Below are 14,338 nucleotides of genomic sequence, written 5' to 3'. Positions count from 1 at the left end.
CGTGAGAGAGGCGATGTCGACGGGTTGCGGCAGGCGGTCGTCTGATCAGACGGCTCCGTCCATCCCCATACCCGCGCGAATACAGCGCAGCAGACTGTAGTCGTAACGACCGTCGAAGGCGTCGAACACGGGCTTGAGACTCATGAGTTCGCCTTCCGGAAGTCGGTCGATTGCGTACTCGATCCGACGGATGGTCTCGGCATCGAGCGGGACGACCTCCGCAACCGTCAGTTCACCGAGCGCGATGCCATTCGCCAGGTGGCTGTAGACGGTGCTGAGCTTGAGGTCGCGCTGCGCGGCGATCGCTTCGGGACGCGCCCCCGCCCGAAACCGAGCCAGGGTGTCGAGCGTGGTGTCATTCAATAGGCCCTCGGAACGCCGTCGCGAGGACCCCGTGCGCCGTGTCGCGGGCAAGGCTGGCACCTGGGCGGGGCGGCCGAATCGCTCCTCGTGCAGCGCGAGCAGCCGGAGGAAACCCGCACCGAAATGGTTTAACTTCATCTCGCCGACGCCGCTGATGCGGCTCAGTTCATCCAGGTTACGTGGACGATAGGCGAGGATCTCGCGCAGCGTGGCATCGTTGAAGATGTGATACGAGGGCACATCCTGCTCGAGCGCCAATTGCCGCCGATAGTCTCGCAAGGCCTGCCACAAGGCAGACGCCTCGGGATCGCTCGGCGGGTCGCTGGAGAGCGCGTTGGCAGCCCGCCGCTCGGCGCCACTCGAACGCTTGCGATCCGGGTCTTGGCGAAACTGGATGCCGCGCTCACCACGCAGGACCGGGCGGCTGTGCTCGGTGAGGCGCAGGGCACCATGCCCGGCGAGATCGACCGCGATCAGACCCATCGCAACCAATTGACGAAAGACCGATTTCCATTGCTCGGCACTTAACTCCGTCCCGATCCCGTGGGTGCTGATCTGATCGTGACCGAAGCGGCGGATGCGCTCGTTGTGCTTGCCGAGCAGGACATCGACAAGATAGCTGGTGCCGAAGCGTTGGCCGGTTCGGTAGATGCAGGACAGCGCCTTTTGCGCCGCGACCAGCCCATCCCAGGTCGCCACGGGCTCCAGACAGGTGTCGCAATTGCCGCAGGGTTGGGGTAAGGGCTCGCCAAAATACCCCAGCAGGACCTGACGACGGCAGGCGGTCGTCTCGCAATATCCGAGCATGCTATCGAGTCGTTGCCGCTCCACGCGCTTGAAGCGTTCGTCCGCGCCCGAGTCTTCGATCATCCGCCGCAGCATCACCAGGTCACCGAGTCCATAGGCCATCCAGGCATTCGCCGCCAGCCCATCGCGCCCGGCGCGTCCGGTCTCCTGGTAATAGGCCTCGAGACTCTTCGGCAGATCGAGATGGGCGACAAACCGGACATCCGGTTTGTCGATCCCCATGCCGAAGGCGATGGTCGCGACGATGATGACCCCGTCCTCGCGCAGGAAGCGCGTCTGATGCGTCCGGCGCGTCTCGGCGGAGAGACCCGCGTGATACGGCAGGGCCGTGAGACCTTGCGCGCTCAGAAAATCCGCAATGGCCTCGACCTGGCGCCGCGAGAGGCAATAGACGATGCCCGCGTCGCCGGCGTGCTCGTGGCGCAGGAAGGCGAGCAGCTGCTGGCGAGGGCTGACCTTCTCGACGATGCGATAGCGGATATTCGGCCGGTCGAAACTCGAGACGAATTGCGCGGCCTGCTCCAACCCGAGCCGGGTCAGGATCTCGGCGCGGGTCGGGGCATCGGCGGTCGCCGTGAGGGCGATGCGCGGAACCTTCGGCCAACGTTCGTGCAACTGATGCAGTTGCATGTATTCGGGACGGAAATCATGCCCCCACTGGGAAACACAGTGGGCCTCGTCGATCGCGAACAGCGCGATGGGCAGCCGCTCAAGCACACCGAGGAACCGCTCGCTTAACAACCGTTCCGGGGCCACGTAGACCAGATCCAGATCGCCGGCCAGCAGCGCCTGCTCGATGGCTTGTGCCTCGCGCGGCGCCAGCGAGGAATTCAGGAAGGCCGCGCGCACGCCGAGTTGTCGCAAGGCATCGACCTGATCCTGCATCAAGGCGATCAGCGGTGAGACGACGACGCCCACGCCCGGACGCAAGAGCGCCGGGATCTGATAGCACAAGGACTTGCCGCCGCCCGTGGGCATCAACACCAAGGCATCGCCGCCGCTGAGGACCTGATCGATGATCGCCGCCTGCGCGCCGCGGAACGCGTCATAACCGAAGACGCGGTTCAGAATCTCTGCTGGGGTTTCAGCCATCTGCTCGCCTCCAAGGCCCGCTCGCGCGGGAGTCAGGGTTCCCGCCAGCACCCGTCCAACCACGTCCTGTCATCGTTCCGACCACTGCTTCTGTTATACTCATGGTCCCGACGATTTGAGTTGAAACGCAATCAAATTAATGATTTTAATATCATTTCGCGTCAACCCAACCCTCACCGCCACCCCCTAACCCACTCAACCACCGTGGCGCCTGTTCGCGTCGGCTGGAGTGTCATGACCGAAAAACCCGTCCCAACCGTCGCGGAAACCATGCTGCCAGAGGTCGTGGCCGCCGTCGATCTCGGCTCGAACAGCTTCCACATGATCGTGGCGCGCATCAGCGAGGGTCACATGCAGGTGACGGATCGGCTGAAGGAGATGGTGCGACTCGGCGAGGGGTTGACCGACGCGAAGCAACTCGACCCGGTGGTTGCCGAACGCGCGCTCGCCTGTCTCGAACGCTTTGGGCAGCGGCTGCGTGGCTTTCCGCCTGGCAGCGTCCGGGCGGTCGGCACCAACACACTGCGGCAGCTCGCCCCCGAGAGTGATTTCCTGGCGCGTGCCGAGGCCATGCTTGGGCATCCGATCGAGGTCATTGCTGGACGTGAAGAGGCACGACTCATCTATCTGGGGGTCGCGCATGACCTGGCCGCGGGCACCGAGCGGCGGCTCGTCATCGATATTGGAGGCGGGAGCACCGAGATCATCGTCGGGATCGGCTTCTCGCCACGGGTCCGCGAGAGCCTCTCCATGGGCTGTGTCAGCATGTCGCGCCGCCACTTTGCCGATGGGCGCATCAGTGCCCGCGCCATGGAGAAGGCGGAGCTGACCGGCGCGCTCGAGGTGCGACCCGTGCGCGCGATCTTCCGTCGCAGCGGCTGGAAAACGGCTGTGGGCAGTTCCGGGACCATCAAATCCATCGCGGCGGTCGTCACCGCCGAGGGCTGGTGCGAGGACGGCATCTCGGCCGCGGCGCTGCAGCGACTCCGTGCCGCGCTGATCGAGACCGGCCGGATCTCGGCCCTGTCATTCAAGGGGCTCGCCGAGGAGCGCAAGGCGGTCTTCGCTGGCGGTGTGGCCGTCCTGCGTTCGGTCTTCGAGGCGCTCGAGATCCAGCATCTGCATGTGTCGGACTATGCCCTGCGCGAAGGCGTGATCTATGAGTTGATCGGCCGGGTTCAACACGAGGACATCCGCGAGCGCACGGTGCGCACCCTTTGCCGACATTTCATGATCGATCAGGAACATGGGGAACGGGTGCGTGCAACCGCCCTGCTGCTCTCTCGCCAACTCGCCACGCCCTGGGGCGTGTGGGAGTCCAATCTGGTCTTGCTGCTGGGCTGGGCCGCGCGACTCCACGAGATCGGCGTGATGGTGGCGCACAGCCAGTATCAGAAGCATGGCGCCTATCTCCTGCGTTGCGCCGATCTGGCCGGGTTCACGCGCCCGGAGCAAATGATGCTGGCAACGCTCGTCCTGGGTCACCGGCGCCGCTTTCCGAGCCCGGAACTCGCCGCCTTGCCGCAGGGTCTGCGCGAGGTCGCCCCGCGACTCTGCGTCATCCTGCGGCTTGCCGTGCTCTTGCACCGCGGACGCTCGGTGGTCACCAAACCCAATCCCACGCTGAGCACCGATGGCGATCATCTGCATCTGAATTTTCCAGACGCCTGGCTCGCCGAGCACCCACTGACCCGATTGGAATTGGAGGAGGAGGCAAAACGCCTTGCCGCGGCAGGAATTCTGCTCAGTTTTGGCTAGGCTGGTCCCCTTTTTCCCCTATCCTGGTAAGATTATGGGCGACATCCGGGGCAAACGGTATGGCCCCAGCCCGGATCACCGTGCCCTGTCGGTGATCGTCATCTCTTCAACCCACCGCTCATTTGGAGGACCCATACAATGGCCGCACTCTTTTCCGAGGAATGGATGAATCATTTGAAAGACGCCTGGAACGCGGAACCCGAAGTGAAGGACAAACTGGCCGAAATCGATTTCGCCTCCGTGATTTATTGCGGATTCAAGGACGAAGAGAATCCACGTGGCATCTTCGTCGTCGAGAAGGGTGAATGCGTGCGTGCCGGGACCTGGTCGGAATCCGATCCACCCGCCAACTGGGATATGCGCGCCGATCTCAAGGATTGGCTCAAGTGGGTTGAGAAGGGGATCGGCATGGCCGGCATGGGTGCCGCCTTCATGACCGGGAAGCTCAAGTTCAAGGAAGGCGACTACAAGGCGATGCTGAAGGATCCGCGCATGGCCAATCCCTTCGTGAAGAGCTTCGGCCTCATGGCTCAGATCCCCACCGACGAACTCGGCTGATCGCAACGAGCACGTCCCGCCTCCCGCGGGACGTGCCGAGCCACCCGCTCACCCACCTCCAGCCCGCCGCATGAGACGTTCCTCGGCGCGCGCCAGATCCGCTTCCGTATCCACGCCTGGGCCTGGCTCGGTCGCGGCGATCGCGACCTGAATGCGCTCGCCGTGCCAGAGCACGCGCAATTGTTCCAGCGACTCGGCCTGCTCCAAGGGGGCGGGCGACCAGGTCAGATAACGCCTCAGAAAACGCGCGCGATAGGCATAGAGCCCGATGTGACGCAAGCCGAGGTGCGCTCTTGGGCAGTCCTGCGCTTCATCCGCGAAGGCATCCCGCTGCCAGGGAATCGGCGCCCGGGAGAAGTAGAGCGCGTCGCCTTGTGCATTGGTCACCACCTTCACGATATTCGGATCGAAGAGTTCCGAGCGCTCGTGGATCGGGCACGCAAGGGTGGCCATTCCAACCCGCGGGGTCCGTGCGAGCGCGTGCGCCACCTGATCGAGCAGGAGCGCCGGCATCCCAGGCTCGTCGCCTTGCAGATTGACGATGAGGGTCTCGTCGTCCCACCCGCGTTGCTCGATGACCTCGGTGATGCGCTCTGAGCCGCTGCGGTGCGTGGGCTTGGTCATGGCGACATCGGCGCCGAACGCACGGCAGAGCGCGCTGATGCGCTCATCGTCGGTCGCGACCACCACCTGCTCGGCCGCACTCGCCAGCGCGCGCTCCACCACATGCTGGATCATGGGTTTGCCGGCGAGCAGCCGCAACGGCTTGCCCGGGAGACGGGTCGCGCCGAAGCGCGCCGGGATCACGACCTGGTAACGAACGGGTTCATCAGCCATGTTGGCAGGTCTCCAAACGCTGCAGAAAGGTCTCGATGAAGGCCGATTCGAGCACCGCATCCACCGGCAGGAACCAGTGATCCGCGGTGGCAAAAGGGGCGCACTTCACGGCGTCTTTTTCGGTCATGAGCACGGGTCCAGACGGCCAACCCGACACCTCGGTTTGAGAAAAGGGATGATGATCGGGATAGGCACGGCCCTGGACGCATAACCCATGGGCTTGCAACATCGCGAAGAAGCGGGCGGGGTTGCCAATCGCCGCGACGGCGAACAGGGGCCGGTCGCGAAAGGACGCGAGCGGACGCGTGCGCTCGGGATGGAGCAGGTTGATCGCACGGCCCGGTGCGAGCCACATCCGCTTCGAAGACGGCCACGACTCCCGCGGGTGCTCGTCCTGCCCCCCGGTCGTGACCAGGATGAAATCGACCGAATCCAATCGTTCCCGTGGTTCACGCAAGGGACCCGCCGGCAGACAGCGCCCATTGCCGAAACCGCGGGACCCGTCGATGAGCAGGATCTCAAGATCAGGCTGCAGTCGATGGTGCTGGAGTCCATCGTCGGCGATGAGCAGATCCACCTGCCCGTCGCCCAACGCGAGCCGTCCGGCGGCCACCCGATCGCGTCCGGCCACGACGGGGCAACCACTGCGTCGCGCCAGCAGGAGCGGCTCGTCGCCATACGCTTGTGGATCGGCCTCCGGGGGAACCCGCGCGGGCCCATCCTGGTGGTGTCCACCGTAACCGCGGGTGATGATCGCCGGGGTCCAGCCCCGTGACCGCACGAGCCGGGCAAGCGCCAGGACCGCGGGGGTCTTGCCCGTGCCGCCGACGGTCAGATTGCCCACCACCACCACCGGCACCGGCAACCGAATGCGTTCGAGCATCCCCCGGCGATAGGCCGCGCGTCGCAGTGCAACGATTCCGCAATAGAGCCAGGAGAGCGGCGCGAGTGCCACGCCCAAGGGATGCCGGCCATACCAAACGCGGTTCGGATCCATGGCGAGACTGAGCGCGCGATCGCTCAGGATCCAGCCGGCGGGCGTGGAACCGAACCGGGGATGGGCTCGGGGATGGGCTCGGGGGAGGGCTCGGGAGACGACTCGGCACACTGCCGGGACGCGTCATCCACGGGCTGCGCGGTCGCCGGCAACGCCGCTCCCTCCTGGAACTGCAAGCTGTGCAGGCGTGCATAGTAGCCGCCCAAGGCCAGCAGTTCGGCATGCCTCCCCTGCTCGACCACCCGACCCTGATCCATCACCAGGATGCGATCGGCGGTCTCGATGGTGGAGAGGCGATGGGCAATGATGAGCGTGGTGCGGTTCGCCATCAGATCATGCAGGGCCGCCTGGATGTGTCGTTCGGACTCACTGTCGAGGGCCGAGGTCGCCTCGTCGAGGATCAGGATCGGTGCGTCCTTGAGCATGGCGCGGGCGATCGCGAGACGTTGGCGCTGGCCGCCCGAGAGCATGACCCCACGATCGCCGATGCGGGTTGCGAAGCCGTCCGGGAGCGCCTCGATGAAATCGAGCGCGTGGGCGTTGCGCGCGACGCGTTCCAACTCGCCCTGCGTGGGCTGCTCGGGGAGCCCATAGGCCATGTTCGCGGCGATGGTGTCGTTGAAGAGCATGACGTCCTGACTGACGAGCGAGATCTGCGCGCGCAGACTCGCCAGCGTCAGCTCGGTGATCGGGAGATCATCGATGCGGATCTCGCCACTGCTGGCATCGTAGAAGCGCGGCAGCAAGCTGGCGACCGTGCTCTTGCCGCTCCCGGAACGTCCCACCAAGGCGATCCGTTCGCCGGGCTCGATCAGCAGGTCGAGATCCTGAATGGCGGGCGGTTGATCGGGCGCATAACGGTGGGTCACGCCACGATACTCGACCCGTCCCCGGGCCCGCTCCAGGGTGCGGTGGCCGCGATCCGGTTCTTCCTCGGCATCGAGCAGTTCGAACAGGCTCTGCGCGGCGATGATCCCCAGTTGCAGATGACCATTCACCGAGGTCAATCGCTTCACTGGCGGCAAGAGCAGACCCATCGCCACCACGAAGGACATGAAGGTGCCGACCGAGATGTCTTCGCGCAGCCCCTGCATGGTCGAGAGATAGACGATCACCGCGATCGCGATCGCCGAGATCAACTGCACCAGTGGCACGCTCGCGGCCTCGGTGGCCACCATCTTCATCTGCAGCGAGCGTGTCTTCTCATTGATGGCATTGAAGCGCGCCGCCTCGCGCGACTGGCCGCCGAACGCCTTGACCACGCGATGTCCCTCGATCGCCTCCTGGGCGACGTGCGTCAGGGCACCGACCCGGTCCTGGATGCGGCTGCTGTGGCGGCGAAAATGCTTGGTCGCGTACTTGACCGTCACGACCATCGCCGGGCCGATGATCAGGAAGATCGCCGCCAAACCCGCGTTGAGGTAGAGCATGTAGGCCATCAGGACGATCACCGTGAAGCCGTCGCGCACGATCGTGGTCAGCACGGAGGTGGCGGCCGTTGCGACATTCTCGACGTTGTAGGTCAACTTGGCCAAGAGATGGCCCGAGCCCTGGTTGTCGTAGTAGCGGGTCGGCGCGCGCAGCAGATGCGCGAACATCTCACGGCGCAGATCGGCGACCACCCGACGCCCGACCCAGCTCAAGCAGTAGGAGTTGATGAAACCGGCGATCCCCCGCACCACGAAGAGCCCAATCAAGAGGATGGGCATGAGTCGCACCACCTCCTCGTTGCGGTCGACGAAGCTGCCATCGATCAGGGGCTTCATCATGGCCGCGAACAGGGGTTCGGTCACGGCAAAGGCCAGCATGCCCACGATCGCGACGGCGAACATCCGCCAGTAGGGTTTAACGTAGGTGAGCAGACGACGATAGACCCGCGAGGCATCAACCTGCGGCGACGGGGTGGGCACTCTCACTCGAGCATCTCCTCAAGCCGGTTCTCCCGCGCCCCTTGGGGGCGGTTGGCATCGGCATCGGCGGGGCGGTCGGGTGCGGCAGCGGAACCGGTGACGGGACCGGTGACGGGCGCGATCTCATCGGCATCGATCGCACGGGCCCGTCGCGTGGTGGCGAAGGCAATCTGCACGAAACCGGACTGACCAGCGGCATCGAGGGCGCCCATCACCGCCTCGTGGGGGGTCTGGGCATCGGCTTCGATCAGCAGGGGCGGGGGCCGGTGCGCACCCCGCAGGGCCGTCAGCGCCTGCACGAGAGTGGCGGAATCGGGCAGGGGCTGCTCTTGCAGGAAGAGCGCGCCCGAGCGGTCGATCAGGATGCGAATCAGATCGAGTTCCGCCGCCGAGACGGATTCACCCTGCGCCTGCGGCAACTGCACGCGTAGGCGCGATTCGTCCTTGAAGGTCGTTGAGACCATGAAGAAGATGAGCAGCAGAAACACCACATCGATCAAGGGCGTCAGGTTGATCTCGGCCGGATCACGGCGGCGCGGACGCAGATTCACGCCATCCCCTCGGTGGCGGCGCGCTCGCCCTTCATGATTTCGACGAGCCGCAAGGCATGTTCCTCCATCTCGAGGGCAAGATGCGCCACCCGGTTATCGAGGAAACGGTGGAACATCAGGGCCGGGATCGCCACGGAGAGTCCCGCCGCGGTCGTGATCAGCGCCTTTGAGATGCCCCCGGCCAGCAGCGCGGCATCGCCGACCCCGACGTCCATGATGGCGCCGAACACATCGATCATGCCTAACACCGTCCCCAAGAGTCCCAGCAGTGGCGCGACCGAGGCGATCGTCGCGAGGGTATTGAGAAACCGCTCCAATTCAGCGACCACCTGCCGCCCCGTCTCCTCGATCGCCTCCTTCATGATCTCGCGCGAATGACGGCGGTTGATGAGCCCCGCCGCGAGTAGGCGTCCGAGCGGCGAACCACGACGGATGTCCTCGATGCGCGCATCGCTCAATTGATTCGTACGGTGCCAATCCCAGATCTGCCCGACCAGAGCGGGCGGCATGATGCGCGAGCGGCGCAGAACCCAGCCACGCTCGATCACGATGGCGGTAGCGACGATCGAGCAGGCGAGGATGGGGATCATCAGCCAGCCACCCGCGAATAAGAGTTCAAGCACAGACACACTCCAGGACGAAACGCCTCACTAGGCCCTATCGCCTCGCCCGGGCCGCGGCGGGCGGGGGAGCGCCATCACACCGGTCATCGCCGGCGGATCAAACACCCTGTGCGCGCGTGCGGGCGTCCAGCCAGGCCCTCTGTCGCGCCCACTCCGCCCCCACATTACCCCGACCTTGCCAAAGGGGGTGATCTTACTCTTTACCCGGTCCTCGACGAAACCAACGACCCGTGACCCCGCTACCGGCGCGATGCGGGAACACCCAGGGCGCGTCGCGCCCTGTCAGGGCGTGGGCGCACGAGCTAGGTGGTGCCTGTCCGGGCCATCGAGGGCTTGCAGGCGCGTCAATTCGACCTCATCGAAACCCGCCGCGCGCCGCGCATCAAGATTGAGTGGACCGCGCTGGACGGCGAGTCGGTAGCGGTCCAAGAGTTCGAAATAGTGCACCTCGGGGATCAGTCCACGGGTGCGACAGAGATGTCGAAACCAGCGCGAACCGGCCGCGACGTGCCCGACCTCATCGCGCAAGATGATGCCAAGGCGACGCGCGGTTTCCGCATCCCCAACGGACTCAAAGCGTTCGATCATGCCCGGTGTGACATCCAATCCCCGTGCCTCGAGGACGCGCGGCACCAGGGCCATGCGCACCAGCGGATCCGCCGCCGTGGTCTCGGCCATCTCCCAGAGGCCATTGTGCGCCGGGAAATCGCCATAATCGTAGCCCAGGTCCTGCAGTCGCTCGCGCATCAGCCCGAAGTGGGTGGCCTCCTCGGCCGCGACCCGCACCCAATCCTCGTAATAATCGGGAGGCATGTCGCGAAAGCGTTGTACGGCATCCCAGGCCAGATTGATGGCATTGAATTCGATGTGCGCGACCGCGTGGATCATGGCCGCGCGACCCTCGGTGGTGGTCAGCTTGCGGGACTTGAGCGCGCGCGGCGCGACCAGTTCGGGGCGCGCGGGTCGACCCGGCCACGTGCGGGGGTGCGTCTGGGCGTCGACCTCCAGGTGCAAGCAACCGGCCCGCCAGGCCGTGGCCGCCGCATGGGTCAGCGCTTGTTTCTCCCGCGGGTCCGCCGCGCCCAGGCAGTGCGCCGCGAGGTCGAACAGACTGTCCATTGATGATCCCCTCGCCGGCGTCATGAGCGCCAGCCCAGCATCAGGTCGGTGACATTGGTGCCCGTCGGACCGGTTCGAATCAGATCCCCACTGGCCTCGAGGACCGTTCCGGAATCGGCGCGGGTCAGGGCATCGCGCGCGTCGAAGCCGGCCTCCGCCACCCGTTGCAAGGTCAGGCCGTCGACGAGCGCGCCGGCATCCTCGCTGGGGCCATCGCTGCCATCGGTGCCCGCGCTCAACAGGAGCAGATCGGTGCGGCCCGCCAGCTCGATCGCCGCCGCCAGGGCCAGATGTTGATTACGCCCTCCCCGTCCGGGCACCGCCGGGAGGCTCACCGTGGTTTCGCCGCCCCAGACATGGAGGCCCGGGGGGCCAGCCCGGAGCGCCGCGGCCAGCCGGTGACCCGCCGCGCCGGCCTCCCCGACCACCGACTGCTCATGGCGCCAAACGGGCAGTCCGGCGCCACGGCCCGCCACCGCCGCCGCCTCCAGCGCCATGTCCAGAGTCGCGACCAATTCGATCGCGGGCCCCGGAGCCAGATCGGCGGGCCGCTCGGCCAGGCCGCGCTCGACCCAGTCACGCAGCCAGGCGGGCAAGGCGAGTGGCGCCAGATGTCGCGGCAGCTCGCGCATGGGCGCCAACAGACCCGAGCCGATCAGGCTGGGGTCGTTGCCCGGAACATCGGAGATGGCCAGGACCCGCGCCGGACGCCCGTGTAGCGCCCCCAACAGCCCGCCACCCTTGATGCGCGAGACCGCCGCGCGCACGCGGTTCATGGTCTCGATTGGGATGGCGTGGCTGAGCAACCAGTCGTTCAGACGTCGCACCTCGGCCAGTCCCAGACCCGCGATCGGAACCTCAACCAGACTGGATGCGCCACCGGAGATCAGAAAGAGGAAGCGAGCATCGGCGGGGCGGGTCGCGAGCCAGTCGAGGAGCCGAGCACCCGCGGCCAGGCTGCGCGCATCCGGCAGGGGATGACCGGCCACCAGGCCGATGATCCCGTGCGCCGCGAGACGGGCTGCATCCCGGCCGCCGCGTGTGAGGCTCGGGAGATGGCCGTCCTTGGTGATCAGGAGCCCACCACGCAGGCCCGTGCCCAGCGCATCGCAGGCACCCAAGGTCATGGACGCGGCCGCCTTCCCGATCGCACAGCACCAGAGTGGACCCGGTAGCGGGGTGTCCGCGAGGGTGCGTCGTACCCTCTCGCGCCCATCGACCGCACGCAGGGCGTGGCTGTAGATGTCGAGCAATTGACGACGCGGCCGCACCAGATCGTCCATCTGGATCAGCGCTTGAGCGAATCAGTCATGGGCTTGTGGTTCAGGACCGTCGAGCGGGTTGGACGACGCCTCGAACCGGATCCCAAAAGGGCTCCCAGACCAGCAACGACGAGACGGCATGCATCGAATCTCCGATGAGACACCTTGGAAAAAGGCAACAGACGCCCCTAGATTGACAAATCGCAATGCGATTGAGTGATTCGACATGTCTAAGTGACCAGACAGATTGAAATTCACGCCAGCGGATGGATGCCGTCAGGCTGTCGCTCATGGCATCAGGCGATTTCAGGGAGTCCGCATCCCAAACCGTGGCGCGGGCTCGGACCGAAAAGAACACATCAGGATGACAAGACCGCCGGGGCGGACTGAAGTCCGACCCACAGTCGAGCGAACATCACTGAAAACGATACTCAACCACTGATCACCATTCACGAGTCGACCAATGAAGTTGTGCCCGAAATGCAGTCGCTCACCCCTACCCTTCGTCATGATCTTGCTGATCTCCAGCGTCCTCGCCTACATCACCTGGCTCATGCTCGGATTGTCTCAGATCGCGCCCATGCCGCGACTCGCCGCCGGGGCGGCGGTCTTCATCGGGATCGGCACGACCCTCCTGCACTATGTCATCAGCTGTCTGAAGCGCCATTGTCGTCATGACCACGTGCATCAGGGCGCACCGAATCAGACCTTCAGCCGACCCGCGTGACCTGATCCCTGAGATAGCTCGGCGTCGCCCGCTCGGGACTCAGTCGTTCTCCGCGCGCGAACGCCGCCGCACCCAGCACGGCAATATCCCGGGCCTCGCAGATCGCGTCCGCGGTCAACTGCTCCGGGGCGAGGCCCGTGTGCTCGATCAAGGCATCGCGATAGGCGGCCCAGCCGGAACCCATGCCCCACCAGGATCCCTCATGGGGTCGCGCGACCTGCTCCGGTGCGCAGACCCGCTCGGCGCAGACGGGTGAGGCAAGACCCTGGTCATCGATCGTGAAACAGCCCCAATAGACCTCGTCCATCCGCGCGTCGAGCGCCACCAGGCCGTGGGTGCGCCCGTGACGGCGCCACTCACCCTGGGCGATCCCCGCAAGGGTCGAGACCCCAACCAATGGCAAGCCCGCCCCAAAGGCACTGCCCTGTGCGACGGCAACCGCGATACGCACCCCCGTGAAGGACCCCGGACCACGCCCGAAGGCGATGGCGTCCAGGTCGGCGAGCGCCAGATCGGCCTCGCGCAGCAGCGCGTCCATCATGCCGAGGATCCGTTCCCCGTGGCCGCGTGGCGCCATCTCGAGTCGTTGCAGGATCCGCTCCCCCAGCAGGAGCGCCGCGGAACAGGCATCGCTCGAGGTCTCGAGCGCGAGCAGGCGCCTCATCGACTCTGGAACTCCTTGAGAATGGACTGGGTCTCCCGTGCCGCAATCCGCGGCCCGAGCTTGGTCACGAGCTGCGCGGCGGCGGCGGCGGCCAGTTCCCCGGCACGCGTGAAATCCCAACCCTGCGTCAGTCCGAACATGAAGGCACCGGCGAACATATCGCCCGCGCCCACGGTATCGATGGCCGCGACCTCGACCGGAGCGATCTCGATCAGTCGCGAGCCATCCCAGAGCAATGCGCCCGCGGGCCCACGGGTGATGGCGAAGGTGCGGCTGATGGTCTTCAGATAGGCCACGGCGTGGTCGAGATCATCGCTGCCCGCCATCCCCATCGCCTCGAATTCGTTGGCGAACAGGAGCTCGACGCCGGACCCGATCATCTCGAGGAGACCGGCCTTGAAGAACTTCACCATGTTGGGATCGGAGAGCGAGAGCGCGGTTTTCACCCCCGCGGCATCGGCGATCTGCTTGGCGGTGATGGATGCCGCGCGGGCCGGCGCGGAGGTCACCAGATACCCCTCGCTGTAGAACCAGTCGGAGTCACACAGCGCCTCCTCGACCAACTCATTGGCCGAGAGTTCGCCGCTGACCCCCAGGAAGGTGCACATGGTGCGGTCGCTGTCGGGGGTGACCAGCACAACGCAGCGACCGGTGTGGCCGGCTTCCTTCGGCGTATGATGGTTGGTGTCGACGCCACCGCGGATGAGATCCTCCATGTAGAAGTGGCCTAGGTCGTCGTCCGCGACCTTGCAGGAGTAGAACCCCTTGCCACCGAACTGACTCAGGGCAATGATGGAGTTTGCCGCCGAGCCGCCGGAACCGCGCTGCGCCCTGTGATGCTTCAGATGGGACATGATCGCCAATTGCTGCGCCTCGTCGACCAGGGTCATCACCCCCTTGTCGAGGCCCAGGATGCCCAGATCGGTCGCCTCGACCTCATACTCCATATCCACCAACGCATTGCCGATCCCGTAGACCTGATACCTCGCCATCGCTCACCCGCCTCCCCGTGCAAAGCCGCTAGTTTATACTCAACACCCCAAGATGTTGTCGTCAGTGCTCCAACCATC

Annotated in this window: 12 protein-coding genes and 1 pseudogene; 3 read left to right on the top strand and 10 right to left on the bottom strand. The window is 65.6% G+C overall.

Going from position 1 to position 14,338, the window contains the following annotated elements; translation table 11 throughout:
• Nucleotides 1-45 precede the first annotated feature (45 nt).
• Entirely contained in the window at nt 46-2,262 is a 2,217-nt protein-coding gene (gene recQ, locus CKO25_RS18130) for a DNA helicase RecQ (protein ID WP_200389365.1), read from the bottom strand.
• 234 nt (nt 2,263-2,496) lie between these two features.
• Here recQ and CKO25_RS18125 point away from each other — a divergent pair, with 234 nt between their 5' ends.
• Both CKO25_RS18125 and CKO25_RS18120 read left to right on the top strand, forming a co-directional pair.
• Nucleotides 2,497-4,020, top strand: coding sequence for a Ppx/GppA phosphatase family protein (locus tag CKO25_RS18125; RefSeq protein WP_200389364.1), 1,524 nt, complete (start codon nt 2,497-2,499; stop codon nt 4,018-4,020).
• Nucleotides 4,021-4,158: 138 nt separating this feature from the next.
• Nucleotides 4,159-4,578 carry an SCP2 sterol-binding domain-containing protein gene (locus CKO25_RS18120; RefSeq protein WP_200389363.1) on the top strand — a complete coding sequence of 140 codons (420 nt, stop codon included), beginning with the start codon at nt 4,159-4,161 and terminating at the stop codon, nt 4,576-4,578.
• Between the two features lie 48 nt (nt 4,579-4,626).
• On the opposite strand, the gene kdsB is transcribed toward CKO25_RS18120, so the two are convergent.
• From kdsB to CKO25_RS18085, 7 genes and pseudogenes are all read right to left on the bottom strand, one after another.
• Nucleotides 4,627-5,415 (bottom strand): 3-deoxy-manno-octulosonate cytidylyltransferase, encoded by a 789-nt coding sequence (gene kdsB, locus CKO25_RS18115; protein WP_200389362.1) that lies wholly within the window; start codon nt 5,413-5,415, stop codon nt 4,627-4,629.
• The gene (lpxK, locus tag CKO25_RS18110; protein ID WP_200389361.1) at nt 5,408-6,412 is read right to left on the bottom strand and encodes a tetraacyldisaccharide 4'-kinase; all 1,005 of its coding nucleotides are present in this window, start codon (nt 6,410-6,412) and stop codon (nt 5,408-5,410) included. Before lpxK ends, kdsB begins: the two co-directional genes overlap by 8 nt.
• Nucleotides 6,413-6,576: 164 nt before the next feature.
• Nucleotides 6,577-8,322: pseudogene (gene msbA, locus CKO25_RS18105) on the bottom strand (lipid A export permease/ATP-binding protein MsbA); the annotation flags it as partial.
• A gap of 2 nt (nt 8,323-8,324) precedes the next feature.
• A complete protein-coding gene (locus tag CKO25_RS18100) occupies nt 8,325-8,873 on the bottom strand; it encodes a biopolymer transporter ExbD (protein WP_200389360.1) in 549 nt (182 codons plus the stop codon).
• Nucleotides 8,870-9,496, bottom strand: a complete 627-nt coding sequence (locus CKO25_RS18095; protein ID WP_200389359.1) for a MotA/TolQ/ExbB proton channel family protein — start codon at nt 9,494-9,496, stop codon at nt 8,870-8,872. Before CKO25_RS18095 ends, CKO25_RS18100 begins: the two co-directional genes overlap by 4 nt.
• A 282-nt stretch (nt 9,497-9,778) precedes the next feature.
• The gene (locus CKO25_RS18090; RefSeq protein ID WP_242467720.1) at nt 9,779-10,615 is read right to left on the bottom strand and encodes a ferritin-like domain-containing protein; all 837 of its coding nucleotides are present in this window, start codon (nt 10,613-10,615) and stop codon (nt 9,779-9,781) included.
• Between the two features lie 20 nt (nt 10,616-10,635).
• A complete protein-coding gene (locus tag CKO25_RS18085; RefSeq protein ID WP_200389357.1) occupies nt 10,636-11,898 on the bottom strand; it encodes a DUF4147 domain-containing protein in 1,263 nt (420 codons plus the stop codon).
• A 442-nt stretch (nt 11,899-12,340) separates the two neighbouring features.
• Here CKO25_RS18085 and CKO25_RS18080 point away from each other — a divergent pair, with 442 nt between their 5' ends.
• Nucleotides 12,341-12,604, top strand: coding sequence for a hypothetical protein (locus tag CKO25_RS18080; protein ID WP_200389356.1), 264 nt, complete (start codon nt 12,341-12,343; stop codon nt 12,602-12,604).
• Here the strand turns inward: CKO25_RS18080 and tsaB are convergent.
• Complete coding sequence (gene tsaB / locus CKO25_RS18075; protein WP_200389355.1) at nt 12,588-13,268, bottom strand: tRNA (adenosine(37)-N6)-threonylcarbamoyltransferase complex dimerization subunit type 1 TsaB; 681 nt, start codon at nt 13,266-13,268, stop codon at nt 12,588-12,590. The genes CKO25_RS18080 and tsaB overlap by 17 nt on opposite strands.
• Nucleotides 13,265-14,260: an adenosine kinase gene (locus CKO25_RS18070; protein ID WP_200389354.1), complete on the bottom strand. Its 996-nt coding sequence runs from the start codon at nt 14,258-14,260 to the stop codon at nt 13,265-13,267. Before CKO25_RS18070 ends, tsaB begins: the two co-directional genes overlap by 4 nt.
• Between the last annotated feature and the right edge of the window lie 78 nt (nt 14,261-14,338).

Origin of the sequence: Thiocapsa imhoffii (genome assembly GCF_016583985.1) — a bacterium.
Lineage (GTDB): Bacteria > Pseudomonadota > Gammaproteobacteria > Chromatiales > Chromatiaceae > Thiocapsa > Thiocapsa imhoffii.
This window is presented reverse-complemented; position numbering and strand designations above follow the sequence as displayed.